General features: G+C 42.8%; 16 protein-coding genes, 2 pseudogenes and 1 other annotated feature. All 18 genes and pseudogenes read right to left on the reverse strand.

Annotation, left to right across the window (positions count from 1 at the left end; translation table 11 throughout):
* A pseudogene (locus G613_RS17985) lies at positions 1–202 on the reverse strand (IS5/IS1182 family transposase); the annotation flags it as partial.
* A gap of 179 nt (positions 203–381) precedes the next feature.
* Complete coding sequence (gene leuS, locus G613_RS0109140; protein ID WP_029232374.1) at positions 382–2811, reverse strand: leucine--tRNA ligase; 2430 nt, start codon at positions 2809–2811, stop codon at positions 382–384.
* A 148-nt stretch (positions 2812–2959) separates the two neighbouring features.
* Entirely contained in the window at positions 2960–5014 is a 2055-nt protein-coding gene (locus G613_RS0109145) for a DUF2264 domain-containing protein (protein WP_029232375.1), read from the reverse strand.
* A 78-nt stretch (positions 5015–5092) separates the two neighbouring features.
* The gene (locus G613_RS0109150) at positions 5093–6274 is read right to left on the reverse strand and encodes a glycoside hydrolase family 88 protein (RefSeq protein ID WP_029232376.1); all 1182 of its coding nucleotides are present in this window, start codon (positions 6272–6274) and stop codon (positions 5093–5095) included.
* 18 nt (positions 6275–6292) lie between these two features.
* Positions 6293–8236: a heparinase II/III domain-containing protein gene (locus G613_RS0109155; protein ID WP_029232377.1), complete on the reverse strand. Its 1944-nt coding sequence runs from the start codon at positions 8234–8236 to the stop codon at positions 6293–6295.
* Between the two features lie 22 nt (positions 8237–8258).
* Complete coding sequence (locus G613_RS20110; protein WP_051151059.1) at positions 8259–9050, reverse strand: carbohydrate-binding protein; 792 nt, start codon at positions 9048–9050, stop codon at positions 8259–8261.
* A 429-nt stretch (positions 9051–9479) separates the two neighbouring features.
* A pseudogene (locus G613_RS20115) lies at positions 9480–9953 on the reverse strand (glycoside hydrolase family 43 protein); the annotation flags it as partial.
* Between the two features lie 125 nt (positions 9954–10078).
* Positions 10079–11128, reverse strand: coding sequence for a tetratricopeptide repeat protein (locus tag G613_RS0109170; RefSeq protein WP_029232378.1), 1050 nt, complete (start codon positions 11126–11128; stop codon positions 10079–10081).
* Positions 11129–11157: 29 nt separating this feature from the next.
* Positions 11158–11535, reverse strand: coding sequence for a RidA family protein (locus tag G613_RS0109175; protein ID WP_029232379.1), 378 nt, complete (start codon positions 11533–11535; stop codon positions 11158–11160).
* A 19-nt stretch (positions 11536–11554) separates the two neighbouring features.
* Positions 11555–11794, reverse strand: a complete 240-nt coding sequence (locus G613_RS0109180) for a hypothetical protein (RefSeq protein WP_029232380.1) — start codon at positions 11792–11794, stop codon at positions 11555–11557.
* 68 nt (positions 11795–11862) lie between these two features.
* On the reverse strand, positions 11863–12873 hold the full coding sequence (locus G613_RS17990; RefSeq protein WP_029232381.1) for a GDSL-type esterase/lipase family protein: 1011 nt from the start codon (positions 12871–12873) through the stop codon (positions 11863–11865).
* A 20-nt stretch (positions 12874–12893) separates the two neighbouring features.
* Positions 12894–14402: an MBOAT family O-acyltransferase gene (locus G613_RS0109190; RefSeq protein ID WP_029232382.1), complete on the reverse strand. Its 1509-nt coding sequence runs from the start codon at positions 14400–14402 to the stop codon at positions 12894–12896.
* Positions 14403–14452: 50 nt separating this feature from the next.
* A complete protein-coding gene (locus G613_RS0109195; protein ID WP_029232383.1) occupies positions 14453–15871 on the reverse strand; it encodes a tetratricopeptide repeat protein in 1419 nt (472 codons plus the stop codon).
* 2 nt (positions 15872–15873) lie between these two features.
* Positions 15874–16038: a hypothetical protein gene (locus tag G613_RS19670; protein WP_013281541.1), complete on the reverse strand. Its 165-nt coding sequence runs from the start codon at positions 16036–16038 to the stop codon at positions 15874–15876.
* Between the two features lie 58 nt (positions 16039–16096).
* Positions 16097–17503 carry a bifunctional folylpolyglutamate synthase/dihydrofolate synthase gene (locus G613_RS0109205; RefSeq protein WP_029232384.1) on the reverse strand — a complete coding sequence of 469 codons (1407 nt, stop codon included), beginning with the start codon at positions 17501–17503 and terminating at the stop codon, positions 16097–16099.
* 208 nt (positions 17504–17711) lie between these two features.
* Complete coding sequence (locus G613_RS0109210) at positions 17712–20384, reverse strand: valine--tRNA ligase (RefSeq protein ID WP_029232385.1); 2673 nt, start codon at positions 20382–20384, stop codon at positions 17712–17714.
* 67 nt (positions 20385–20451) lie between these two features.
* Positions 20452–20706 (reverse strand) — a binding site (T-box leader).
* Between the two features lie 73 nt (positions 20707–20779).
* Entirely contained in the window at positions 20780–22393 is a 1614-nt protein-coding gene (locus tag G613_RS0109215; protein WP_029232386.1) for a tetratricopeptide repeat-containing diguanylate cyclase, read from the reverse strand.
* Between the two features lie 537 nt (positions 22394–22930).
* Entirely contained in the window at positions 22931–25390 is a 2460-nt protein-coding gene (locus G613_RS0109220; RefSeq protein WP_029674760.1) for an ATP-dependent DNA helicase, read from the reverse strand.
* Between the last annotated feature and the right edge of the window lie 60 nt (positions 25391–25450).

Genomic DNA, 25450 nt, shown 5'->3' on the forward strand with positions numbered 1-25450 from the left:
TGAAAGGGATTTTAATGAGAGTGACAGGATCCATGCTGGGTCTGCCCATGTCTGAAGAATACTTATTTTCAACAAGATCATATATGAATGACCAGTCGATGGCTTTATCAATAAGCCTGAGCATGTGGTCCTGTGGAACCAGATCGTCCATGCTCACAAACTGCATTTGTTCACGCTTTCTTTCGGTATTAGAAGTCATCATAAAGGCAATCCCCATCCCCAACTTTGATACTTCTATTATACCAGAAAAAGTGCCTCAAGCCCAGATAAATACTGGGTTTTCGGCACTTTTATAAAGAAAAATCCACGGCAAATGCCGTGGACTTTGTCTACAGTCTGATGCCGTCGCTCAAAGCGACGGCATTCTTATTATGCTTATATTTATTTGATAACAATATTTACGATACGTCCCGGAACGTAAATCTCTTTTACGATAGTCTTTCCTTCAAGCTTATCAGCGATGAGCTCCTTACCCTTGGCAATAACTTCATCCTTAGGATCTTCCTTGCCAATGTTCAGAGTAGCCTTAACCTTACCATTGATCTGAACTGCGATTTCAACAGTATCCTCTACGCACTTTGACTCATCATAGGTTGGCCATGCTTCGAAAGCGATTGTATTATCATGACCAAGAATCTGCCAGATTTCCTCACCAACGTGTGGGCAGATGCAAGAAAGCATCTTGATAAAGCCTTCTGCATACTCTCTTGGGCAACTTCCTTCCTTGTAAACTGCATTTACAAAGATCATCATCTGAGCGATAGCTGTGTTAAAGCCAAGTGCCTCGAAGTCATTTGTAACCTTCTTAACAGTCTGGTGGTAAACCTTCTCAAGGTTTCCGTTGTTATCTTCTGTGATGTTAGCAGTCTCAGTAAAGAAAGTATATACACGGTTGATGAACTTTCTTGCGCCTGTTACAGCTGCGCCATTCCATGGCTTACTTACCTCAAGAGGTCCCATGAACATCTCATAGAGACGAAGTGTATCAGCGCCGTAGTCACGAACGATATCACTTGGGTTAACAACGAACTCAGGGAAACGCTTACCCATCTTGATTCCGTTTTCACCAAGGATCATTCCCTGGTGAACGAGCTTCTTAAATGGCTCTTTTACAGGAGAAAGACCGTTGTTGTAAAGGAATCTGTTCCAAATACGTGAATAGAGCAGATGTCCAACTGCATGCTCAGGTCCGCCGACATAAAGGTCAACAGGCATCCAGTGCTTTAAAAGCTCCTGATTAGCAAATTCGTTGTCGTTATCAGGATCAATATATCTCATGTAATACCATGATGATCCAGCAGAACCAGGCATAGTAGAGGTTTCTCTTGTGCCCTTAAGTCCGTTTTTGTCGTAAGCCTTCCACTCTGTAGCATTCTCAAGTGGTGCCTTGCCGCCGTGTCCCTTATAGTCTTCAAGCTCAGGAAGAACTACAGGAAGTTCTGAATCGTCAAGGAATGCAATGCTGCCATCTTCCTTGTATACGCAAGGAACAGGCTCGCCCCAGTAACGCTGTCTAGCAAAGATCCACTCACGGAAATGATAGTTTACCTTTTCTCTTGCAACGCCCATATCTACAAGTTTCTTGGTAATAGCCTTCTTGGCATCTTCTACTGTCATGCCACTGAACTCTTCAGAGTTTTCAAGGATGCAGCCCTTTCCAAGATAGTCCTGTTTCTCAAATGCATGCTCGGAAACATCCACTGTTCCTTCAGTATTGTTAATAACCTGGATAAGTGGAAGGTTATGAACCTGTGCATACTCAAAGTCTCTCTGGTCATGTGTAGGAACAGCCATAACTGCACCTGAACCATAGCTTGCAAGTACGAAGTCGCCGATGAATACAGGAACTTCCTTGCCATTTACAGGGTTCACTGCATAGATTCCCTTAAGAGGGCATCCTGACTTGGTCTTGTTAAGATCAGTACGGTCAAGATCGTTCTTTTTAAGAGTCTCATCGATGTAAGCCTGAACCTCTTCCTTATTCTCAACGCGGTCCATAAGTCCCTTAACAACTTCTCCGTCGGGAGCCAGAACCATAAAGGTAATACCGTAAATTGTCTCGATACATGTGGTGAAAATAGAGAACTCTCCGCCACCAACAATCTTAAAGTCAACCTCTACACCTGTTGACTTACCAATCCAGTTACGCTGGATCTCTTTAGTTGACTCAGGCCAGTCAATCTCATTAAGGCCATCAAGAAGTTCCTCAGCAAAAGCCTGCTGGTCGATAACCCACTGCTTCATCATCTTCTTAACAACAGGATATCCTCCACGCTCAGACTTACCGTCGATAACTTCATCATTAGAAAGAACTGTACCAAGCTCCTCACACCAGTTAACAGGCATGTCGATATGCTTGGCATAACCAGCCTCATATAACTTCTTGAAAATCCACTGTGTCCACTTATAGAACTTAGGATCACTTGTAGCGATCATCTTAGACCAGTCATAGTCAAAACCAAGCTCCTTAAGCTGCTTGGAGAAGGTCTCAATATTCTTTTCTGTGAATCCTGCAGGATGGTTACCTGTTGTAACTGCATACTGCTCCGCAGGAAGACCAAAAGAATCATATCCCATAGGATGCAAAACGTTATATCCCTGCATACGCTTCATACGAGACATAATATCTGTAGCAGTGTATCCCTCTGGATGACCTGCGTGTAATCCTACTCCTGATGGATATGGGAACATATCCAACGCATAATACTTGGGCTTAGAGAAATCCCAGACATCTGTCTTAAAGGTTTCGTTCTTTTCCCAGTATTCCTGCCACTTTTTTTCAATCGCATGATGGTTGTATACTTCTGACATACTATTTGCTCCTTCTTTCTATTGCATATACATCGTTGATTTTACCACAACATATTTCTTTTTCAAAATTTTTTTACAAATAAGAAAAGATAGCACAATCTTCTATGTACTATCTTTTTCTTCATAATATTACAGATCAATTATTACTTTACAACTCAAGTCTTCCCTCGATTCCGTAAAAATCAATAATCTTCTCGTCGCCGTTTTTGAGTCTTATGGTCACAGGGCCATAGCCTCCGCACTTCTGCGGATCGGTATAAATGATCTCTTTTACCGGGAAAAGATCTTCCTCTGAAAAGTCAGATAAATCCTCCTTGGTAATAGTCTGTGAGATCAGGAAATATGGTTCATACCCGTACTGCTTGTCCCTTGTAGTCTCAGCATAAACCACGATGGAATTCTTGCTGTCAGGGTTTGTGTCAGTACTCTTTACAAGCTTAATATCGCTCCAGCCATCCATAATAGTGAAGGCAAGCTGCTTTTCTTTTCCTGTATGGTCATGGCCCTTTAGGATCACAGCCTTGTAGCCATCCTTTTCCCTTGTAATAACTTCTGTTCCGTTATCAGGGAAGCCAAAAGAGCCAAGGGTCAGGCGAATCGGACGTCTGAAGAGTCGGATTTTGTCTGCGCGAAGTATTCCGTAAGGAACAGCAAAATCAGCCAGGTTAATGGCTGTGCGCCAGTGATCTTCAGTTTCCATCTCGTACTCCCAGAACTGGCGGCGATAGAGGACTCCATTCTTTTCACCGTGCCAGAACATAACGTTAGGTGTAATGCTAGCCTGGACATCGTCGCCCCCATCCATATACTGCAGCACATACTGCTGGGATTCCACGTCCGCTGCGGGTTTGGACTCCCAAGGGAACTTGGTGTTAAACACAAGCTTTCCGTAGTTCCAGATTCCGTGGCTGTCCGATTTATCTTTTACCATCTTGCCGCTTCTAAGCTCTGTTATGCCGTTTGCCTTATGATTAGCCATGCAAAGCGCCGGTCCGTCAAGGGTTGTGACCTTGGTTTCTCTTTCTACAAGCTTATCCCAGGTTCCATTGTTCTCTTTAGCTGTCCAGAAGGGGTGATTCTCAGGTAAATGCAGGCAAAGTAGTGCCTTAGCAAGCCACATGGGAGACTCAGCACAGGAATACCCCTGAACCAGCGGAATAAATGGGCCATAGAAGCCAAGGGTTGGAACGCCATTCCACAAAAAGTCATCCCGGCCAAGGAACTGAAGTAGTGACCCTGAACAGATGCGTCTGGCCAGTCCCGGGTCCACAGTACTGTTTCTCATCATAAGATTCCCATCAAAGGCGCTTGTAGCTGCATTTCTGTAGATTCCGCTTCTGCCCCACATATTGGTAAAGCCGTCCCCGTCAAAGAAATCCGGGTAAGTCCTCATAAGCTCGTTTGAATTTTCTTCAAATTTCCGGGCGATGTAAGGTTCTTTTTCATAGCCATACCAGTTGTTCCAAATGGCAGTATACATATTGAAAGCCCAGCAGGAATAATAGTCAAAAGACTGTCCGTCGCGATACCAGCCATCTCCAACATAGTAGTTAAGGATGTTCTGGGCGTGATCACGCATGATATCCTCGTCAATTGGGTAGCCATTCATATAAAGGAAGGCCATATCCAGCATGTTGAAAAGACGCCAGTTCTGAGGCACAGTGTTGGAATGAGCAAAGTCTGTGAGGAAAACTGCAATGCGGTCTTTTTCCTCTTTGGTATAGGTATCCCAGATTTCCTCATGGCAAAGCCACAGGCATATAACCAGAGCTGCAGTCTCAACAGTCTGCTGATAGCAGGCAGTAGGATTGTTGCTCTGATCAAGGGCTCGCATGTCAGAGTAATTGAGGACATAGTTGTCAGCCCCTGGAGTCACCGCATAGAGGACCTGCTTTTTGTAGTAGTCACGGACATTTATCCCATTAAGGACTAGTTCCGGCTCGATATGAATAAGGGGCGCAGATATGAAAAAAGATCTGCAAAGGCCCTCAAACACTTCCGCTTTTCTCCGCCACTCGGGTGCAACCTTGGACGGGTATGTAACCTCTGTCTCATATCTTGGCATTACAACAGGATCTTCGATATCCTTAATATTTCCAAAGATTCCCCCAAGAAGATATTCTGCTGCCTCTATCCAACTCTGGCGGTTAAGTCCGGTATATGGGCTAAGTTCAAAATCTGTAGTTTGCGGCTTAAAAACCATGGTGTTTCCTTTCGTAATCTAAATCAAGTAATGGTAATTACTATTACATGCATAGTGTTGTTCTATACTCATCAGATATCAAAATACTGTCAGCGCGCTTCCATCAAGCTTCATCAGCGCCTCAAGATAATAATAGTCTCCGTAAATGATGGCAAATTCATGCTTCTCATCATGATATGCCGCAGTGCACTTCTCTAAGATATTATCTTTATCCAAAGTGTAGTCACATCTCTTTTCATGGAGAGTCTTTAGGAGTTTAATAGCTGCATTAAGGTACTTGTCTGAGCATACCTTTTCATTAGCTTCTGCAGAATAACCTGCGCTATCAAGACACTTAGCAAGTTCAATAAGACCTCCCGCTGTAATAGCTGCTGCCGTAGAATCCTCATAATAAGGCTCTGCAGGCTGTCTGTAATCCACAGGAACAAGATACTCAGGAAACTTGCTGTCAAGCTCAGAGATCACGTAATCTGCAACCTTCCTTGCTGTATCAAGGTATTTCTTTTCCCCGGTGTAGATGTAGCTAAGCGCAAATCCGTATAGTGCCCAGCTCTGGCCTCTTGTCCAGGATGAGCCTTCTCCATAGCCCTGTCCGCCGTAGTCTCTGTCAAACTCACCGGTTGCAGGATCAAAGCCTACAATGTGGCGCACCGAGCCGTCTTCTCTGATAAAGTTCTTCATGGCTGTGTCCGCATGAGCCACGGCTATAGCTTTAAATCTTGGATCCCCAAGTTCCTCTGATGCCCAATACAAAAGAGGCAAATTCATCATACAGTCGATAATTGCCCAGCCTGTGGTATCCCTGTCATCGCCCCAGTCATTCCAGGCTCTGATGAAATTACCGTTTAAATTAAAGCGTCCTGAAAGGCTCGCTGCTGCCAGAAGTCCTCTATTCCTGGACTTTGGATTGTGATCCATTTTGTATCTTACTACAGAAGTTGGAAGCCACCTAAAGCCCGCATCGTGGTCCATTCCGTTGTAATTCATAAAGGCAGCGTCCATCTTATCCTCAGTGCCAATAGCTTCCTGCCTGAATATTTCTTTTCCTGTGAGCTTATAAAGCTGCCAAAGCTCACCGCCCCAAAAGCCGTTGGTCCACCAGCAGATGTCCTTTTCTCCGGAGCGATCATCAAATCTGCCCTTATCGTCGGTAGTATAAGGAATCTTCCCCTGATTGCGGCTTGCCACAGTTTCCATCTTGGTCCCAAACTGATCAAGAGCCTCTTTTATCCACTTCTTATCTTCTGCACTTATATTCATTGCCATTTCTCTCCTCGATTAGCAAAATTCAAATTCATAGTCTCCGGCTGTCTCATCAAGCTCAATAAGTATCCTGTATACACTGTGTTTCCAGGCTATAGAAAGCCTTTCGTCAGTAATTGAGTATTCACGGATATTAACATTCCGAGCGCCACTTGCTGTGATAAAGCCCACATCGCCGACCTTAACTTTTACCGGGCCGTTTCCGTCTTTCTTGGTGTCTTTTCCCATTGCAGCATCTAAGGCCTCCGGCTTTTCATAGGTCATAATGCTCATAACCAGTGGAAGACTACCTTCATAGTGGTCCCTAACAGCGATGTTCTCGCCCTTATTAAGAGAAACTGTTCTGACATATTTAATGCCCTGCAAAGCTTTTTCTGCGTTTCCTTCAGAATATGCCCCTGCGATATCCATGGTCAGGGTGCCGGAACTTAGGTCGCACTTTACATTAGATGCACCAAACTCTTTGCCATCCTTCTGCATGAAAACTTTCGGATTACCGGCATCCGCAGCAGAGTCATCTCCCAAATTGCTGATAATATTGCCATCAATAAACGTAGGCACATTGTGGAACTGGGACTGCATTGTCCACAGCTCGTAGCGCCTATCTGAAAATGTCTTCTGAGTATAAGTTTCTACTCCCAGGTCGATTACAAAGGGCCTTCCGTTTTTGTAAATGGTAAAAGAGCCAACGTCGTTATGATTGTGACTGTCACCGTTATTACCTGCCTTGGCAGCAAGAACGAAAGTATCATCCCTGGCCACCATAAGTCCCATGCTCTCAAACCAGGAATCTTCCGGAAGTACTGCGCTCACCGGATACTGCATCATCTCATCATAGGCAAAAGCCTGCATGCAATGGTAAAAGAGATTAATCTCGCCGTTAACAAGCTTATCCTTGTCGTCCTCATCTCTAAAGTCCGCTGCGGCAAAGCTTGAAAGGGCCTCATCCCCTACAGCCTTACCAAACAAAAACTCTCTGGCGGTACGCCTTCCGGGAAGTGCACTGCAGTCGGCAAAATTCACGTAGTAGTCTCCACAGGCATGCATCTTAACAATGAAAGTGGCCATGTTGCGAATAAGCTTCTCTTTATAAATGTCAGAGAAACCACGATCTGTAGCCCCATCAATAAGCTCAAGACAACCAAACAAGCATAAGCCTGCATGAGTATAGTACTGAGCTCCCTCGTTGCAACCGCCGTCCTCACCGTACTCATCAAGGAAATAGTCACAGGACACAGAAGCCTTTTCCAGAAATGTCTTTAGTACATTTTTATTCTTTTCCCAGTACCCTTCTTGTCTTGTCAGCGCACAGATCAGCACGTTCTGAACAATCCAGGGAGTCCAGTTGCACATGGTCTGCTCTCCGTCTCCCATCCACCAGAAGAACTGATTAAGATAAGGATCAAATATGCGCTCTTTAAGTCTCTCATTCACGTAAATACTGATATGAGGACTGATCTTCGCAAATACAGGTCTTAGCAGGTACTCAGCAAAAGCTACTTCCGCTCCGCTCTCAGCCTGGAAAAGATCTATAATCTGCCTTGTAACGTCAGGAATATTCTCCTGTTCTGCGTCCCTCTCATAACTTGTGTGAGGTGGAAGGCACCAGGTAGTTTCTTCCAAAATAAGGTACAGGCCATCTAAAATAGCATCTGTAAATCTTCCCTTATTCTCGACGCACTCAGCCATAACAAGCTTATTTAATTTCCTACGTCTTGGAAAATACTTATCCTCAAATCGGACTCTGTTGCCGCTTTTCTTAAACTCCGTAAAGTCAGAAATCAGTAGCTGTGTCCAGGGCTCATCAAGGGCTTCTTCTCCGGCTCTTATGAGTTTTGCACGAAGATCATCAGATAATCCTTCCCAGGCTTTTCTGTCAGCGATATCCGGATATCGCCTATAAAGAGAAACCTCATTAACTTTAGAGAAATAATCATGTACTAACGTTCTATGCTTCATATCAAAACCTCAATTTGATTCATTACGCATGTACTGTTCCATACACCTCAATCTGTGTAAGCGCCGGAAATGGGCTTGGATCATCAGCTTTAATCAGCTTGCCAAGTTTAATCCAACTGATTCCGGATTTCTTAATATCAAACACGTGGGGCTCTGCCACCTTTTTATCCATGTGTACCACCTGGCTGCTTCCATCGGAAAAAGAAAACTCGGCTTGCGTCCACCAGTTGTCATGAGGAAAATCTGCTCTTGTATAAAGAACTATCTTGTCAAAATCCACCTCAGTTCCAAAATCAAGGGTAAACTCCGCATCATCCTGCCTGTTTATGCCCCAGGATTCATAGGGCCATTCTCCGTGAGAAAGTGTGGCAATGCAGCCATCTATTGCATTCCTTGCCGCAAAAACCGCCTCTCCTCTTGTTTCCACATTGGCACTGGCATGTGGGTATACTCCTGATACCTCATGCTGGTCAAAGGGATTAAGCGCCAGATTTCTGTATGCGTTTATCTCATAATCCGCAGCTTCTCTGATGCTGACATAATGTCTGTTTCCAAAGAATGCTATAGGATTATAGCTTGTCTTTTTCTCATAAAAAGGCACTGTAAATGTGACAGTCTCCTGCTGTACAAGCACCAGCGCAGGGTCTATAGCCGCATCCACTTTAACAACATAGTATTTCCCAGGAATCATTCCTGAAAACTCAATAATATCGCCTTTCCTATATTCGCCGTCCCAGGCCAGAACAACATTGCCCTTTCCTTCCGATGCAGCTTTGTCCACATGATCCCAATCGTTATAAACGCTGATTCTTATATTCCTGCCAAAAGCCTCTGTAAGCGCATCGTACTGCTTATCAGTAATTGCAATAACACCGCCGTGTCTCTTTTTGCGCTTTCCAAGATTATACTGATCAGCAGTAAGTTTCTGAAAATCTCCGGATTCCAATTTATCGCAGACAAGAGGAAGATACCCTCCGTTAGTCTGGAACTGATCCACGATAAGGCACCATTTCTTTTGCTCTTCGAGGTAATAAGCCTCCGGGCCCTCTACACCCTTAAGTTCTGAGAGAGTCTTGGATTCAACTTTCTCGTAAGGACCCTTAACAAGATCGGCGCTTCTCTCAAGAAGAATGACTTTGTTAGTCTCATCCTTGGAGAATCTGTAGTAGTAGCCATCTTCCCATACTATGTCAGTGTCTATAACATGGGTGTCCTTCTCAATATATTTAAACGCAGGAGTAAACTCCTTAAAATCCTTGGTAAAAGAGCCATATATACGCTGTTTGGGCGCATCCTCACCGCTTTCCTTAACATTGGATGCCCAGAATACAAACCAGGCTCCTTCTTCCTTGCAGTAGACAGCCTCCGGTGCCCAAACGCATCCTGCGCCTTCTATGCCGGCTTCTATAAGTCTTTCCTTGGACCAGTTAATCAGGTCCTCGGATTCCCAGACAAAAAGTGATCTGCTGCCTCTGTTTGCAGCTCTCTCCCAGTTTCCATCGGAAGTATTAAGATCTGTAGCTATAATGAAGTATTTACCCAGCTTTTCATCGAAAACCATGTATGGATCTCTGATTCCTTTGGAACCAAGCTCAGCTTTCAAAATTGGCTGATTTCCGCCTAAATCTGTAAAGTTAAGGCCATCCTTACTTACAGAAAAATATATGCTCTCTGAATCTTTTTCCCCACTTGTAAAATGAACAAATAAATATGCCATTTTTCTTTTCTCCTACAATAAAAAAATACCTACAGCCATAATTTTAAATGACTGTAGGTCCAATATCAATGCGGTTTACTGTACAAATCCGGAATATTCTGCACTGAGAAAAAATGATTGTTTTATCATCTTGTTGACAGGAAAATATTCTCTCTGATAGCGGTCTCATCCCCGGGATAATCCTGAAGATATGTGGCCATAAGTGACTGGGCCATATTGAACTGCCCCATATATTCGTAGGCTGTAATCTCATTCAGGCGAAGAGCCTGATTAACACCCTTGTCGTCAACTGTAAGCCCTGCCTCAAAGGATGAAATAGCTCCGTCATAATCTCCTTGCTTTATCTGACACATTCCAAGCTGATTATAGACAGTGGCACTTTCCGGATTCTCATTCAGGTATGTCTTGTAAACGCTGATAGCGTAGTTATAGTCGCCCTGCTTCTCGCCGGTCTGACCAAGCATGAGAACCACCGGCTCTTTTTCCTGGTCGCGTTCGTTTCTGGCAAGTTCAAGATAGCTCTGAGCATCAGCATTGTTGCCAAGATAGTAGGAAATCTGTCCCTTTTCATAATTGGTCATAAAAGAACTTCCATTATCCATGGCTGTCTGAAGAATATTTCTTGCTTCATCCTCATAACCATACTCTGCAAGAGACTTATAGATCAGGATTATAACGCCGTAGTCTCTGGAGTTAAGGGCTATTGCCTTGGAAAAGTCCGAATATGCACTATCATGCCCACCGGAAGCCAGCTCACATACACCGCGAAGGTAATAGGCATTACTATCCTTGGATCTAAGGGCCAAAATGGCATCATATACCTCTTTGGCCTTGGCATAATCCCCAAGACGATAGTAAGCTTCTGCCAGGTAAAAGTTGGTGTCAAAATCCATGTCATCAACTATTCCCTCATCCGCTGCCAGTGATGCAAGGAGTTCGTCTACTGCGCTCTGATAATCCCCGGTCTGGAGCTTCACAATGCCTATTCCTCTGTGAATAAGACATTCATCCTCTCCTTTTTCCGTGGCAGCCTCAAAGCTTTCAAGAGCACTCACGTAGTCGCGACTCTCAATATATGTAAATCCGGAATCTATATTATGTCTGCCTGCAAGGCTTCCGCAGCCTGTCATCACAAAGGCTACGCACATAATAGCGGCAACAACTCTTTTCTTCATCCCCACTCCAAAATAGTTACTATTAAATATTACTGTCCAAGATAAGCTATTACTTCAACCTCACAAAGAACATCTCTTGGGAGCTGCTTAACTGCTACGCAACTTCTTGCAGGCTTTCCAACGAAATACTTCTCATAAACTGCGTTGAATGCGCCAAAATCTGCCATTTCAGCAAGGAAACATGTAGTCTTTACAACATGCTCATAGTCAGTTCCTGCAGCGCTTAATATCTCGCCGATATTTCTGCATACTCTGTCTGCCTGCTCAGCAATAGTAGTCTCTTCTATTTCACCGCTCTCAGGATTGATCGGAATCTGTCCTGATGCATAAAGAAAATCTCCTGCCTTGATAGCCTGTGAATATGGTCCGATTGCTGCCGGTGCCTTGTTAGTTGATACGTACTCCATAATGTTCTCCTCCTTATTATCAAGTGTTCTCCTCGAACACAGCTGTTACATAGAAACCTCTGGCATTCTCTTCAACCTTGGTTACAACACCTTTTCTGGCAAGCATCCTGTCTCTAAATGGGAAGTTTCCTGACATTGCCAGTGATGGATCAATTGTATAGTAGTAGTTACTGGGAAGAACACCCTCTGTAACCGTGACCTCATCGCCTTCATGAAGGAGCCCCGGTCTCTCCATTTTAAAAGTCATTTCTCTTGCCAATTAAATCACCTTCAATTCTATCACATTTATCCCTGGGCAAATCAAAACCCTCAGGTTATTTACTAGGATTAATCTTTAACAATTCCGTGGTCAAGCAGGAACTGATACCATCTTTCATAAGCAAACGCCTTAAGATGAACATCATCCCCGGAAAGTTCTTTTAACAGGTTACCATTCTCGTCATCTACGGCCTCGTTCATGTCCATGTAAAAGACAGTCTTGTTGTCCGCAAGCTTGGAAAGCTCCTCATTGCGCCTGTTGATATTGTCATTGTTAAAGTACTTATCATTACTGCTCTTATGCTCTGTAACGTGCATTATTCCCTGAATATATATAATGGCATCAGGCTGAAGCTCTCTGATTCTGTTAACCACATTTCCATATTCCTCAGCAAAAGACTCGGCTGTACCGGTTCCAATCTCATTAAGACCAAGCATAATGTAGATCTTGCCAAACTGATTCTCGGAAAGTGCCTGTTCTATCGTAATCATATCAGTATCAGTCTTAACAATCTGCTTCTGAAGCACCTTGTAGATCGTAAGAGAAACCTTGGCATAGAAAGTAGCTCTGGTATCCAGGGGCTCGCAGTACTCTGAAAGGCCTACGGTTCTGGAATCTCCTATGAAAAGAGCGTCCATAAAATAGTCCTCATCCACAGGCTCAAACTCATAGGTTCTATCCGCGTCATTATCAGAAACGGAGTCTTCTGCGCTATTTCCGGAAACAATCAAAAGTTCTTCCTGATTATTCACAGCCTCACCGGAATCAAATGAGCCTGATGCATCCTCGTTCTCCGGCTCGTTTCCGGTCGTATCGCCGTCCTCGGTTTCCAGTTTTTCATCTTCCACGAGATAATCATCAAAGCCGGTTTCTGTGCCGCCTCCGGATTTTTCATCCCAGGGGTAAATACCATCAGTAAGCCCCTTCATCACCAGGATAAAGTGAGGGAGCTTGGCGGGATCGTAATCCTCTTTGTAAGAAGCATAGGTGCTGTCTTCCAAGGCAAAAGAGGTAGCCGTCAATATTAAACTAATTGCCACAATTCCAATAAGAAGTGGGCAAGTTTTTAACAGTTTCATTAAATCACTCTTTCAAATAATTAAAACTTCATGTACATGAAGGGATTTCCTGCTGCATTAGATATGCTGTATACACAGGCCCAGAACAGCACTAAAAGCGCCACTGTAAATACCGGATTTTTCCTGTGCTTTTCAAAAAATCTGTATACAAACGGTATCATCAGGATAAGTCCTGTACCCAAGACAATGCCGTAAATACCAATGTTCTTGGTAAAATCTGCCTGATTAACAGAAATACCAGCACCAAAGAATGGGAATAACCTCTTAAAATATGTGCAGAGCATGTCGAAATTCGGAATCGCAAACACTACCCAGGTAAGAGGAATAAGTACAAGCACATTTATTCTGCCAAAAAAGTCTCCGATGAATTTAGGGAGTTTGGTCAACACAAAACGCTCACATAAAATTATAACGAAAATAAGCATCCCCCACAAAATAAAATTAAGGGTTACTCCATGCCAAAAGCCTGTAATAAGCCATACAGTAAGGAGATTCAGTACTGTGCGGAGATTTCCTTTTCTGCTTCCGCCCATAGGGAAGTAGATATAATCCCTAAACCATGCACCTAATGTAGCATGCCATTTTCTGTAAAACTCAGACACATTCCTTGATTCATAGGGCTGGTCAAAGTTAACGATAAAAGGAAAGCCTATCATAACGCCGATTCCGGCAGCCATGAGAGAATATCCCCAGAAATCAAAATACAGCTCCATGGAATAAGTGTAAGCACCAAGCCATGCAAGAGGTGTTGAAATACTCTCATAGCCGATGGTTCCTATATCCTTCCACAGCATAGCAAGGTGGTCTGCAAGAAGCACCTTGAGAGCAAGGCCAAGAACAAAAAATCTAAGGCCATCCTCAATAGCGGCAAGCTTGCTGGGCTTTTCTACTTCCGTTTCTTCGGCTGCATCTTCCTTGTCAAGATCTATGACTTCCATTTCAGCTGTATCACTATCATTTTTCTCTATGTCTTTTAACGGTTCAAAATCCGGTGCTTTGTCTGCATCAACAATTCCTTCAACCTCTGCTTCTTCCTTGCTCCAGAGCTTCATGAAAGGATTCTTGACATAATCTTCGAACCTCATGATAGGTCCTGAAACAATCTGTGGAAACATGACAAAATAAGCGGCAATATCCATGAATCCCGCTTTCTCATCAACTTTTCCTCTGTAATTGTCAATCTGGAAGGAAATCATCTTGAAGGTAAAAAAGCTCACGCCAATAGGCAGGAATGAGCTATCCACGAACTGGCCAAGAAGCTTAAACTCGACCAGCATAATGACATCAAGAACAATAGCAAAGCTAAGAAGGACCTTGCTTCCGCCGCCCTTTAAAGCTCTGCTGAAAATGTAGTTTATTATTACTGCCCCCAATAAAACCGGGAACATCTTAAGATCACCCACCCCATAGAACACAAGGCTGCCCACCAAAAGTGTCATTGTCCTGAATTCTATAGGAGTAAGGAAAAAGGCCACTATAAATACAGGTAAAAACCTGAATATAAAAATCAAATCTGAAAAATTAACCATTATAAACTTTCTGTCCTATATATATCAAAGCCAGAAGAAGCTACTGCATATCAGTTTCCTGAATTATTAATCTCTGCAAGCTTGGTCTGAGCTCCAGCTGCACTCTGGGTATCGGGGAAATTGGTGATAACAAGATCATAAATAGTCTTGGCATTTTCAAGGTCACCACTCTCATAATAAGAGTTGCCCAGATAATAAAGAGTATTAACATTAGTATTATCATACTGATAAGCTTTGGAATAATTAGCTATTGCAGACTCATAATCCTCAGCTTTGTATGCATCGTTAGCAGCATTGTAATATGACAATGCAAGATCAGTTCCAACCAGTGACATAAGTGTATCGTAAAGAGCTGTAAACTCAGGAGATACATCGTCGCTGATCACATTAAGGTCAACACCGGCAAGAGCCTGTGCCATAGCTTCAATATTGGAAGAATCTGTCATATAGATATTAGTTGCACTCATAAGGCTGTTCATAGCTGCTGATGTGCTATCAACTCCCTCATAATCCGTAACCTTGGACTGAAGATCATTAATCTGAGTCTCCAAGTTTTTGACCTGCTGCTCATACTCATTGATCTTGGCAGACTTGGCATCGGATTCTTCACTGATCTGTGTAATCTTACTCTGGTTATTATTATTTATGCTCTGAATACGCTGTGGCAAAATAAGGAAACATGCTGCCGCCAGTCCCAAAACTGCACCAAGTACGATTCCCCAAATAGAACCGGTCCTGGTTATAGCAGATTTTTTAACCGGCTGAATGATCATCTCGTTGCCACTGTTATATCTGATAACATCCTCGCTGTCGGATGTGGCAATATCTGAAACAAGCTTGCCACTCTCACCGGGAAGAAGCATACTATCAGCTTCCTTGAGATAGCGCTTAGCCATTACATTTCCGGTGTCCAGCTTAAGTGCCTTCTGACACTCAATCTTGGCTCTGTCATAATTACCGCCCTTAAGGTATAAAAGGGCAAGCAAAAGATGCGCTTTAATAAATCCGGGATTTAAAGAAAGCACCTTCTTAAGCTGAATAACTGCAAGATCCAGGCCATCCTGTTTGCAGTAATTGAGCGCTATATTAAATTTCTTGATTGTCTGATTGATAGTATCAAGCTGAGATGGGCTATTTCTCACATAGTCCATATACTTATCTGCAAGATTTTCCTCAGGACGCAGGTTCTTACTGATAACCCATTCGGAAAGAGCCGCAACAACCTCGCCTGTCTCATAATACACAAGACCAAGAAGATTTCTTGCATCTATATTATTCTTGTCCAACTTAAGAGCCTGTCTAAGAGCGTTTACAGCTCCTGTCATATCTCTTACTGCTGCCTTTTCCAAACCTTCATTGTAAAACTTGTTGGAAAGGCTCACTATTTTCTTGTATATTCTGACGTTTGTTCCGCAACCAGGACAAACATCACTCTTATCAAGTTCAGCCCCACAACGATTGCACTTCATTGTTATTTAGTCCTCTTCTGATTATCAAAATCACCCTTAGCTTCTTTTAAAAGCTTAACCAAAACATCCGACATATCGTCAAGATCCTGATTGTATATGATGTCTTCTGCATCCTCAATCTCAAGACTAGGTCTGAACTTCTTTAATTCTTCTTCAAAGTTAATCATATATTTTCATTCCCTCAGATGTAATATCCATAAATTATTATAACAGCTATAACGAGGATTAGAGCATTCCTTTTATCTGACCTGCAAGATACAGCGAACCTGCGGCAAATACCATATCTCCGGACTTCCTGCTGGTTATGATATCAGTCACGGCATCTCTGACATTGCTGTAATACTTGACCGGTACTCCAAAGATTCCAAGTTCATCCTTGGCATTCTCAAAAGCTCCCTTAAGATCAGATACAGATAAAGATCTGCTGGTCTCAAGTACAGCAACGTAGATTCCCTCGAACTGGTCTCTCTTAAGTATCTCCTGTACAATCTCTTTGTACTGCTTGTCACTTACTATGCCAAAAAGCATAAGCTTTCTGCCTGAACATTCCATATGCTCAATGCAGTCAAGAAAAGCTGTTATTCCGTCAATATTATGAGCTCCGTCCACATATACTCCGGGGCGAACCTCTTCCATTCGGCCTTCCCACTTAGTGGCCATAAGCCCTTCTCTGATATCAAGTTCAGAAATCTCGGCGCCGTTATCCCTTAGAATTTCAAGGGTTGCCACAGCCACACTCGCATTTTCCGCCTGATAAAGAGCCTCTGTAGAAAGCCTTAAGTCAACATATTTATCATATAAGCTATTTAGCGAAAAAGCAACGTATTTGTTCCCTGCTTCGTCCGTTTCGCGCCTTGTATCCTGAATATTTTTGCTTTCAACCATAATGGCTCTGGTATCCAGTTCCAGCGCTCTTTTCTTGATTACTTCCGTACTCTCTGCTCTCTTATCAAAAAAGACAATGGGTACTCCCGGTTTGATAATTCCGGCTTTCTCACCGGCTATCTCTTCTATGGTTTCACCCAGGTACTGCATGTGATCGTAGCCAATCTCTGTAATTACAGAAACAAGAGGCTTTGCCACAGCATTAGTCGAATCAAGCCTTCCACCAAGTCCTGTCTCCAGTACCAGATAATCCACAGGATACACGTCATATAGAAGCATCGCCATGAAGAAAAGAAACTCGAAGTATGTTGGAAAATAAGGAGCTTCCAAATCGGCATTGTACTCGGCAACTCGCCTTAACATTTCCACAAAAATCTCTGTGAAAAGTCCATCCGATATCGGCTTACCATCCACCTGAAATCTCTCAGTGATCTTCACAAGATGAGGCGATGTGAACATTCCCACAGAATACCCCGCCTTCATCAATACTGATGAAACATAGCTACAAACCGAGCCTTTTCCGTTTGTTCCCGCTACATGAATTATCTTCATGTTCTCTTCAGGATTACCAAGGAACTCCAGGAATTTCTTTGTATCTTCAATTGTATGTTTATCTGTAAAGCTAGGAATACTGTTGAGGAAATCATCGCATTCAAAAAGCTGAATTTCATTTCCGGCATCTGCACGGCTAATAAACTCAGCTATTTCCCCATTTAGCATTTCTAAGCTATTTTTTTCATTATCCATATATTTCCTGTAAAAAAGTCGTATAAGTGTATGCTAAAAAAGGCGAAGTGATTGCACAAATAAACCGATTAGATTTGCAAATGCATGATGATAAGTATATTTGCAGCCAAACCGATTTGATGCAAAGCATCATCGGAGGTTTGGATGTGAATATACGAATCATCCGCATTGCAAATCATCAGAGGTTTATCTGTGCATCACGAGCCCCTTATTTTGTAAGCTGTGCAAGTCTCTCTGTAATTTGGTCGTAAGTCTGCTGGTACTTCTGCTGTTTCTCTTTTTCTTCTGCAATCTTCTCTGCAGGAGCCTTAGAAAGGAACTTCTCATTGCTGAGCATATTCTGAGATCTCTTAAGCTCGCCTTCAAGTCTCTTCTGCTCCTTGGTGAGACGCTCAATCTCTGCAGAAAGATCTACAAGATCAGAGAAAGGAATATAAACTGTTGCATCTGCAAGAACTACAGAAACAGCATCTTCTGCAATACCCTCTTTATCCTTCTGGCAAACAGACTCAGAAGCATAAGCAAGTGATTCAAAGAACAGCTTACCTGTTCTGAAGATGTCAAGAACATCATCCTTATCACTTACAACAAATACTTTTGCCTTTCTTGATGGAGCAACATTCATCTGTGTACGAACGTTACGGATACCACGAACAGCTTCCTTGATTGTCTCGATAGACTTCTCATCAGCTGCAAAGTTCCACTCATCCTTGTATACAGGCCAGTCGGAGATCATGATTGACTCTTCCTCATCCTGCATTGTGCAGAAGATTTCCTCTGTAATGAATGGCATATAAGGATGAAGGAGCTTAAGTGCATTGAGGAGTACTGTCTGAAGTGTCCAAAGAGCTGCTTCATGGCTTGCAGCATCGTCTGAATTATAGAGACGAGGCTTAACCATCTCAATGTACCAGTCACAGAACTCATCCCAGATGAAGTCATAAACCTTCTGAACTGCGATTCCCAGCTCATAGTGCTCCATGTTATCTGTAACTTCTTTTACAGTGTTATTAAGTTTACTAAGAATCCACTTATCAACCGGCTCGAGACCTGCTGGCATTGGCTGGTGAATAGCGCTCTTAGCATCCTCAGCCATGTTCATCATAATGAATCTTGAAGCATTCCATACCTTGTTAGCAAAGTTACGGCTGTTCTCTACTCTTTCATTATAGAAACGCATGTCGTTACCAGGTGCATTACCTGTGATAAGTGTAAGTCTGAGAGCATCTGCACCGTAGTTCTCAATGATATCAAGAGGATCGATACCATTTCCAAGAGACTTACTCATCTTGCGTCCCTGAGAATCTCTTACAAGACCATGGAAAAGAACTGTGTGGAATGGATATGTTCCCATGTTCTCATAGCTTGAGAAGATCATTCTGATTACCCAGAAGAAGATAATGTCATAACCTGTTACAAGTACGTCTGTAGGGAAGAAGTACTTAAGTTCCTTGGTGTCATGAGGCCAGCCAAGAGTCTCAAATGGCCAAAGAGCTGATGAGAACCAGGTATCAAGTGTATCAGGATCCTGTGTGAAATGCGTCTCACCACACTTAGGACATACTGTTGGAGCCTCTTTGGATACAACTACTTCTCCGCACTTATCGCAGTAGTAAGCAGGAATTCTGTGTCCCCACCAGAGCTGTCTGGAAATACACCAGTCGCGGATGTTATCTGTCCAGTTGAAGTATGTCTTTTCCATACGAGGTGGAATAAGCTTGATCTCGCCTTCCTTAACAGCCTTTACTGCTGGCTTAATGAGCTCATCCATCTTAACAAACCACTGTGCCTTGATCATAGGCTCAACAGTTGTGTGGCAACGGTCGTGTGTACCTACATTGTGAGAATAGTCTTCAATCTCAACAAGAAGTCCCATCTCATCCAGCTCTTTTACAATAGCTTCTCTTGCAGCATAGCGGTCCATGCCCTCGAACTTGCCACCGTTTGCATTGATTGTAGCATCGTCATTGAGGATGTTGATCTCCTCAAGGTTGTGACGCTTACCTACCTCAAAGTCGTTAGGGTCGTGGCCAGGAGTGATCTTAACTACACCTGTACCGAATTCCATATCTACGTAAGAGTCTTCTACGATAGGAAGTTCTCTGTTAACTATAGGTAAAAGAACTTTCTTACCCTTGAAGCTCTTGTATCTGTCATCATCAGGGTTTACAGCAACAGCTGTATCACCAAGCATTGTCTCAGGACGTGTTGTAGCAAACTCGATGAAATCAGTCTTAGAAACTGTGCCATCCTCGTTGATTACAGGATACTTAATGTGCCATAAGTGGCCTGCCTGCTCCTCGTACTCAACTTCAGCATCAGAGATAGATGTCTTACAAACAGGACACCAGTTTACGATACGGCTTCCCTTATAGATGTAGCCTTTTTCATGCATCTTGCAGAAAACTTCTGTAACAGCCTCGTTACATCCTTCATCCATTGTAAAACGCTCTCTGTCCCAGTCGCAGGAAGAGCCCATCTTCTTGAGCTGCTGAATAATAGTTCCGCCATACTCTTTTTTCCATTCCCATGCTCTCTCAAGGAACTTCTCACGGCCAAGGTCTCTCTTGTCGATGCCTTCAGCCTTTAGAGTATCAATGATCTTAACCTCAGTTGCGATAGACGCATGGTCTGTTCCAGGCTGCCAAAGTGCATTGTAGCCCTGCATTCTCTTGAAACGAATGAGGATATCCTGCATTGTGTTATCAAGAGCGTGTCCCATGTGAAGCTTACCTGTAATGTTTGGCGGTGGGATTACGATAGTAAAAGGTTTCTTAGTTTCATCAACTTCTGCGTGGAAGTACTTTTTCTCTTCCCAGTTAGAGTAAAGACGACTCTCAATACTCTTGGGATCATAGGTTTTTGCGAGTTCTTTCTTCATAATCTGTCTCCTTTTCGATTATTGGCCATGAGGACAAATAAAAAGCCCTCAGAAGCCTTTTTTGACTTCTAAGGGCGTAAAATACGCGGTACCACCTTAGTTCACGGATAAAAATCCGCCTCAGTATGCATCAGGATAATCCGAATGCACTCATCCCTTAACGCAGATGACGCGGGAACACTTATGGGATAAATACAATCCCGTTCTGGGTGCCCGGTTCAAAAGCTACCTTCCATATCTCCATGGCCGGTGACTCTCAGCAAATGCCACCTTCTCTTTAGACTCAAAAAAGATATGTACTCCTCTTTCTCATAACCTTTAGTATTTAAATTACAATTAACTATATTAGTTTAAAAAAAATATGTCAAGGCGTAGGTTCAGCTTCTCATAATCTATCACAAAGAATCCTTGGAAATCTTGGTTTTATGGGCCAAAGCTATTTCTCCCTTTTGTTTGTCCTTGATCTCATATAAGGCATTGTCTGCCTCATACATATAATCCCAAAGCCTGGTCGTTTCCTGGGGCACCGAATTCCTGATTCCCTGTGAAATGCTGACAGCATTGCCGCCAAACATATCAGAGTCTCTTGTCACCGTCTTGACCGACTCCCTAAGTTTGCTGGCATGTTCTAAAATCTGCTCGTCCTTCATATTCTCATAGACGATGACAAATTCATCTCCGCCATATCTAAAGGCATGTATTCCTTTGTTGCGATTACACATATCGATAATGGACTTTGCAATATACTTAAGGCACTGATCTCCGGCCTGGTGTCCAAACTTGTCATTAATGAGCTTAAAATTATCCACATCCAAAAGTTCTACCGCCAATGATTTGCCGCTGGCAATGGCATTTTCGAAGGCTGTTACCGCATAGCGATTAAGACTATACCTGTTGCCAAGTCCGGTAAGCTGATCTGTCCCTGCCTGGATCTGAAGCTTATTATTCTCTATCTCAACATTTAAAAGCTTGGTCCTCATGGCTGCAAAGAACTTGTAGTTGACCATTCTCTCTTTTTCAAATTCCTGACTGTATTTATAGAAGTTCTCAAGAGCCTTTATTTTCTCAGCTTTGTCATCTATCTTTTCATATATTTCACAGCAGAGCTTAGCATGGTCAAGGCGAAGATGCGCTATATTAAGCTCTCCCAAAACCGTGGCTGTGATGTGGGCTATATTAAGAGCCTCTTTTTCTTTTCCAATCTCAAGATAGAACCTGGCCGTATTGTACACATCCTCCATATCATCCAGAGAAAACTTATTGTCGCAGATTATTCCGTTGAGAAGTCCGCTGTAATACTCGAACTTCTTGGTATCCCCGAGGAAATAGTACGCCCTCATCTTGGTATCAAGAACAGGAAGCCCCATGAGATATTCCTCATTGAACTCCTGATAGTTAGCCAGTTTATCCATGGCTTCAAGGCACTTTCTGACTGAATCATACTTTTCAAGTTTGATATAGCAGTCCGCCTCAAAGCAGTGGCAAAACAGGATGTTCCTATAATAAAGACTTTCTTTGCGGTTCTGCCTTATGTGCTTGTAGGCAGTTCTGATATTTGAAAGAGCCATCTTGATATCACCAAAGCGGTAATAAACATGCCCCATGTTAAACATCATAAAACCGGGAATTCCACTATTTTCCAGATTCTCGCAGTAGCTGATTCCCCGCATAAAGAAATCCACCGCCAGCTCATAGTTGCCGCGGTTCATGGAATCTATGCCCAGAAGGTTATAGCACCTGGCAAGATGCTCCATGTCCCCTACTTCCTGAAGATATTCTATTGCCTTAAGGAGATTGAGGTTGAACTTACGGTAATCCGTACTCAAAAGATAATAGGCATCGGCAAGATAATAATAGCCATAGCCCAATAGTTTGCTGTCATTAATCGCCTTGGCCGCTTTGATAAGTTTATTACAAATACTGATATAATTGTCGGACATAGATGATCTGGCAACCATCATCTCATTATTTAGGGTCTGAATCTCGCTGCTGTATTCATTAATATTCATTATTGTGCCCCCGGTGATAAGACTTTTCCATACTTACAAAAAGTTATCCACAATGATCCCCAAAACGTTTTTTGGGTAAATACAATTTTACAACATCGAACAGTTTCCAATCAAGAAATTTATGTTCCCATAATTTAGGCATTCCTATGTGAAACGCGCATGAATACTAGCTTTTTTAAATTTTTATGACATTGCTGTCATAGATAATAATGGTTTACATATAGTCATTGACTTGTTTGGTCACATGATTATTTTTACTCGTTAATTAGTCTATTTTACCACATTCGGAAAACCGCGCATTTACTGACTTCCGCTTTCATAATTTTTAACTAATCCCCAATTTCCACAGAGTTATCCACATGACACACACGTCATTATTTCATAGCTTTTTTATCATTTTTCCTAAAAAGAGCATTATTGTTCGAACAATTGATACAATTCGCGATTTTTATTGGTTTACATAAAGATTTTCGATATTGTTTTATGTCAATCAAATTTGCCTTATTTTTGCCGCTTTTGCCTTTTCGTACTGTAAAGTCACCCGTTTTTGTCAGCCCAGAACTGGGATATCTCATTTTTGACTGTTTTGGTCGTTACGTTTTTGTAACCCTTCCACTCCCTTGGGAAAAGAGATTTATATGAGCTGAGCGTGAAACGATTATCCAAAAGTGTAACCACTCCCTTATCCTCTTCTGTTCTTATAACGCGGCCTGCCGCCTGCAAAACCTTGTTCATTCCGGGATATCTGTAGGCATAGTCAAAGCCGTCATAGCCGGCCTTTTCGAAGTACTGTCTTAGAATTTCCCTTTCATTGCAAACCATCGGAATTCCGGTTCCCACAACAATAACGCCAATAAGGCTGTCATATTTAAGGTCGATCCCTTCACTAAAGATTCCGCCCATTACGCAAAAGCCCAGTACATTCTTGTCCTCTACAATCTCCAGGTCCATGTGGATAACTTCGGAAAGGTCCATATTATTACCAACCGAGAAGCGGTCAAGAAATGCTTCTCTGGCTTCCTCACTCATGAAATCCCGCTGCACCAAAAGCTCGGTATTCTCCTCATCAAGAAATTCCTCTTCATATATGTAGAGAACTTCCTCCAGGAACTGATGAGATGGGAAAAAGATAAGGTAATTGCCGTTTCTTGCCCCTACAACGCTGTCTATATAGCTGGCGATATTGTAATACATTGTCTCGCCTCGCTCTGAATACTTGCTTGTAACATCAACCCCAAGATACACGCCAAGTTTGGCCGGATCAAATATGGACTTTGCGTATATTTCGTAGTCTTCTTCGGTTCCGCCCAAAAGCTTTTTGTAATACTGGATAGGAAGAAGTGTGGCAGAAAAGAGAATCGAAGATCTGCCTCTTTCCATGCACTGAGCCAGGTTTCTTGATGGATCAGCGCAGGATAGGCGCAAAAGAAAGCTTCCATCCTCTGCAAACTCGCTATAAATCACGTAGTGGTCATCCACCAGGTCATAGATTGTCAAAAATCTGGACACCTCAAAATAAAACTCCAATATTTCATCTCTGCAAGGGCCTTCATTATGATCCTCAAGATACTCTGAAATAATACCGGAGAGCCTGTTTAAGGGATTTATAACCTTATCTATTGATGTCAATACGCTGCAGCCATCGCACTCTCTTTTCAGCTCCAGCATTGCCTTATTGCACTTATCAAGGTGCCCTGCAATACTTGGATGAAACTCTTTGATGGAGCTCTTTAACTCAAGGAAGCTCTCTTTTCTAATGACAGCGCTGTACATATCGCGGCCTCTGTCCAAAAGGTTATGGGTCTCATCCACCAGAAATACATAGTCCTTCTTTTTACCCTCAGCAAAGAACCTTCTAAGGTACACAAAGGGATCAAAAACATAGTTGTAGTCGCAGATCACACCATCAGCCCAAAGACTCATATCAAGAGACATCTCAAAGGGGCAAACCTGATGTTTTGTGGCATACTCAATAATCTTTTCCCTGTCAAAAGAATCTTCGTTTGTAAGAAGGTCATAGATAGCATCATTTATGCGGTCAAAATGTCCATTTGCATAGGGGCAGGCCTCCGGATTGCAATTTCTTTTTTCCTCGTCCAGGAAGCATATCTTGTCTCTTGCTGTGATTGTAACCGTCTTGAATCTAAGATTCTGAGCGGTTCGAAGGGTAGAAAAAGCCTCCTCTGCCACAGTCCTTGTTATTGTCTTGGCTGTAAGGTAAAAGAGCTTACTGATCTTGCCCTCACCGATTGCCTTAACGGTAGGAAATACTGTGGTTATGGTCTTGCCGGTTCCTGTAGGAGCCTCAAGAAACAGCTTTTTTCCGTGAATGATTGTTCTGTAAACTGCAGCCGCCAGGTCTTTTTGCCCATCTCTGTAAGGGAACGGGAACTGAACAGCCTTGATGGAGGTGGTTCGTATTCTGCCCCACTCAAATTCGAAATCAGACCATTTGAGATACATTTGGACGAGGTCATCGAACCACTTGGTTATTTCCTCATAGGTAAAAGAATAATCAAAATACTTCATATCCTCAGAATCAATGTTGCAATAACTCATGCGAACGTTGATATTTGGACAATGCCTGTCCTTGCAGTACATGGCTGCGTAGCATTTAGCCTGAGCCAGGTGCACATCAACAGGTTCCTTCATTTTCTTGAGGTCCCTGTAAGTCCCTTTGATCTCATCAATAAGTGGCGCAGGCTTGGGCTTTTCAATAAAGCTCTCCTGAGCATCATAGGCGTTCTCGTCATCTATATACTTATCTAATATTCCGTCAGCTCTTCCTTCGATAAGAAGGTCGTAGTTATCAGTGTGATGAACGTAGGCCAGGGGCACCTCTGCATGATAATCAGGCCCCATGCTCTTTTGGATCATGCGGTGAATTCTGCCACCCTCCTGCATTGCATCAGTAGGTGCCTGATGTATTCTGTTGTCTATATTTCCGCTCCTTAGGATAAACTCCACCAGACCACGGACTGAAATTGAAATCGTCATTATCTTTTCCCCAAATGCGATTATTTGAAATAATCGCATGAATTTACAGGCATTATTGTA

It is taken from the genome of Butyrivibrio sp. VCB2006 (assembly GCF_000420945.1).
GTDB lineage: Bacteria > Bacillota > Clostridia > Lachnospirales > Lachnospiraceae > Butyrivibrio.

Excerpts from the sequence above, each read along its gene's own strand:
- G613_RS19670 (WP_013281541.1), bottom strand. The coding sequence starts at position 16,038 with ATGATTAACTTTGAAGAAGAATTAAAGAAGTTCAGACCTAGTCTTGAG.
- G613_RS0109205 (WP_029232384.1), bottom strand. The coding sequence starts at position 17,503 with ATGGATAATGAAAAAAATAGCTTAGAAATGCTAAATGGGGAAATAGCT.
- G613_RS17990 (WP_029232381.1), bottom strand. The coding sequence starts at position 12,873 with ATGAAACTGTTAAAAACTTGCCCACTTCTTATTGGAATTGTGGCAATT.
- G613_RS0109215 (WP_029232386.1), bottom strand. The coding sequence starts at position 22,393 with ATGAATATTAATGAATACAGCAGCGAGATTCAGACCCTAAATAATGAG.
- G613_RS0109195 (WP_029232383.1), bottom strand. The coding sequence starts at position 15,871 with ATGAAGTGCAATCGTTGTGGGGCTGAACTTGATAAGAGTGATGTTTGT.
- G613_RS0109175 (WP_029232379.1), bottom strand. The coding sequence starts at position 11,535 with ATGGAGTACGTATCAACTAACAAGGCACCGGCAGCAATCGGACCATAT.
- G613_RS0109220 (WP_029674760.1), bottom strand. The coding sequence starts at position 25,390 with ATGACGATTTCAATTTCAGTCCGTGGTCTGGTGGAGTTTATCCTAAGG.
- G613_RS0109170 (WP_029232378.1), bottom strand. The coding sequence starts at position 11,128 with ATGAAGAAAAGAGTTGTTGCCGCTATTATGTGCGTAGCCTTTGTGATG.
- G613_RS0109190 (WP_029232382.1), bottom strand. The coding sequence starts at position 14,402 with ATGGTTAATTTTTCAGATTTGATTTTTATATTCAGGTTTTTACCTGTA.
- leuS (WP_029232374.1), bottom strand. The coding sequence starts at position 2,811 with ATGTCAGAAGTATACAACCATCATGCGATTGAAAAAAAGTGGCAGGAA.
- G613_RS0109150 (WP_029232376.1), bottom strand. The coding sequence starts at position 6,274 with ATGAATATAAGTGCAGAAGATAAGAAGTGGATAAAAGAGGCTCTTGAT.
- G613_RS0109155 (WP_029232377.1), bottom strand. The coding sequence starts at position 8,236 with ATGAAGCATAGAACGTTAGTACATGATTATTTCTCTAAAGTTAATGAG.
- G613_RS0109210 (WP_029232385.1), bottom strand. The coding sequence starts at position 20,384 with ATGAAGAAAGAACTCGCAAAAACCTATGATCCCAAGAGTATTGAGAGT.
- G613_RS0109145 (WP_029232375.1), bottom strand. The coding sequence starts at position 5,014 with ATGGTTTTTAAGCCGCAAACTACAGATTTTGAACTTAGCCCATATACC.